Origin of the sequence: Tissierella sp., assembly GCF_031460495.1 — a bacterium.
Classification (GTDB): Bacteria; Bacillota; Clostridia; order Tissierellales; family Tissierellaceae; genus JAVKTS01.
In genome coordinates, this window is sequence record NZ_JAVKTS010000010.1 from 1 (window position 1) to 3114 (window position 3114).

A 3114-nucleotide genomic window follows, 5' to 3' on the forward strand; every position below is an offset into this window, starting at 1 on the left:
TGGCTATGGAATGGTAAACGCATTTGAAGCAGTATCACAAGTAGCATCAGGCACAGGATATATAGCAGGAAAGGTATTACAAGAGGGAGAAGACCTAGAAGACTTAGTAATAAATCATGAACAAGAAATATTTGAAACCTATGCAGGATCAGACATAGAAATAGTAGCAGAAATAAGTGACGATGTAGCAATAATAGAAGCAGAACTATTAGTAAAACAAGAAGGTAAATCTTATTGGATGCTAGTACCAATGAACAGAGTATCAGGGGATCATAAAGATGGAACATACAAAGGAACCATCACCTATGATATGTTACTTGGAGATAGCATTGTATACAAAGTAAGAGCAAGAGACTATGCAGGAGAAGTAGTAGTATCACAAGATTACAGAATAGATATAAGCTTTGGTGTAATACCTGGAGAATATAATCAAGGCTTTGAAAGCAATATCAATGGTTGGATTATGGATGGAATATGGGAATGGGGTCAACCATCAGGAACAAGCCCTGCACCATATGAAGGAAACCAACTAGCAGGAACCATATTAAATGGTAATTACACTGCAAACGCAGATAGTTGGATGATAGCTCCTCCAATAGATTTAAGAGATAATACATTAGAAGCAGCTTCCCTAAGATATTATCAATGGTATGATATGGAGAACAACTATGATAAAGCTTATGTACTAGTCACAGATGACTTTGGTGCTACTTGGACACAAGTTGCTCTTTATACAGGACCGGGAGCAACATGGACAGAGAAAACTGTAAATCTTGATGGATATATTGGTTCTACTAATCCAGTATTTGTAGCATTTAGATTTACATCTGATGGATCTGTGCATAAAGCTGGATGGTTTATAGACAATGTAAGATTGTTTGAAAGAGACAATGAAGCACCAGCAGTACCAACAGGCTTAAAGGCAGAGGCTGGTTTAACAGGAATTAAGTTAAACTGGATACATTCACCAGACGCTGACATTTCCCACTACAATGTTTATCGTGGAGAAGTAGCAGGGGGAGAATATAATTTATTAATAGAAACTCCTAATAATAGCTATATTGACTCTGAAGTAGTTGTTGGAACAACATATTATTATGTAGTTACAGCAGAAGATACTTCAGGAAATGTAAGTGGCTATACAGCAGAAGTATCAGCTACTCCTGTTGAAGCAGAAGTAGTATTCTCCGCTAATTTTGAAAATGATAATGGAGGATTTACAACAGGAATTACAGTAGGTACTCTTAACCCATGGGAATGGGGAGTTCCAGTATCAGGTCCTAATGCAGCGTTCTCAGGGGAAAAACTATGGGCAACTGATCTAGATGCAAACTATCAAAATAAAACAGATGCATATATTGAAACTCCAGCTATAGTAATCCCACAAGATAAGTTAGGAATATTAAACTTTAATCATTGGGTAGATATGGAAGGCACAACAACTCTATATGATTATGGTCAAGTACAAATCTCTAAAGATAATGGCGCTACTTGGACTAATATTACACCTGCAGCAGGTGGAAAATATGGTAAGAGAGTTCAAGCATGGGCTAATGAAGAGATTTACTTGAATGGATATGTGGGAGAAACTATTAAGTTAAGATTCTTCTTCCATTCAGATGGCTCAACAGCTTATAATGGATGGTATATTGATGATGTAAATGTAATGGCTATCGACTATGAAGCTCCAGAACCTATAAGTGGTGAAGAGTTAATCTATGACGATGGAACTGCAGAAGATGCTTTAGTATTAAATGCAGCAGGAAATGGATTAGCAGTAAGATTTACTCCAAGTTCTTATGGAACTGTTGAGGGTGTCAATGTTTATATATGGGATAATTCATGGCCAACACCAGGAGGAAATAGACTAGGATTTGTTATCTATGATGGAAATGGCACTCAAATAGGAGCACCTGTATATAGGGATAATCTAGTTAGAGGAGCATGGAACACAATAGATCTTTCCGGATTTAACTTCTCTACAGGTAGTGATTTCTATATATCAACTATGCAAGATGCAATAGGTACTAGTTGTCCAGGAACTGGATTAGATGATAATGCTAATTCTGGAAGGTCAAGATCTTATTTGAATATTGGAGGAGTATTAAGTCCATTAGCAGATGAAGGACCTGACTATGCTTACGCTATTATGATGCGAGCAATAGTAAATTATGAAGATGCTGAAGCAACTGTTGATAATATTATGGCTAATAGGGGCTTATCAATTAGAAAACCTTTGGCAAGGAATACTGATAAGGCATTAAGCTTATGGTCTAATGAAGCTGAAGTTAAAAAGCTAGACTATGTAGATCCAGTAGCACCTAATTTCAACCTAAAGAAAGTTGAAGTAAATAATTATAAAACTGTTTCAGATATAGAAGTAGCTAATGCTCCAATGGCAAGAGGTGGCGGAATTCCAGTAGCTGATTCTGTAGTTACAGTATTAGAAACAGGAAGAAGCGTTAAAACAGATCCTATTACAGGAAAATATAGTCTAAGAACTCCTATGGGAACTTATACTCTAAGAGCAGAAGCTTATGGATATTATTCATCAGAAGCTACAGTTACAGTAGAAGAGGATTTAACAGTAAATAATACATTTATACTAGAACCAAAACCTCAAGGAACTATAACTGGTAGAGTATTTGATAGATACTATGGCAATCCAGCTGCTTATGCAGTCATAAGAGTAGTTGAAGATTCAAAAGTAGCACCAGTTGTTGCTGATGCAGACGGTAATTTCACTATCCCTAATGTATATGAAGGAACATATACACTTAAAGTAATAGCAGATGGATTTGATCCAGGTGAAGCTACTGTAGAAGTAATAGGAAATGAAATAGCTAATGTAGACATACCACTAAAGAGATTCGTAGGTTTCGAAGATGAAATAATCTATGATGACGGAACTGGTGAAAATGCCCTTGTACTAAATAGTACAGGATATGGATTAGCAGTAAGATTTACACCAGAACAATTTGGTAAAGTAACAGGAGCTAATGTATATTTCTGGGATAACTCATGGCCAGCACCAGGTGGAAATAGAATAGGATTTACAATATATTCCACAGATGCAAATGGAGTACCATCTAAGGTTGGAGAACCAATATTCCA

The 3114-nt window shown here is 36.4% G+C and carries 1 protein-coding gene; it reads left to right on the plus strand.

Annotation, left to right across the window (positions count from 1 at the left end; genetic code table 11):
- Positions 1-3114, plus strand: a 3114-nt coding sequence (locus tag RIN63_RS15250; protein WP_310445613.1) for a carboxypeptidase regulatory-like domain-containing protein, incomplete at both ends; no start/stop codon positions are given.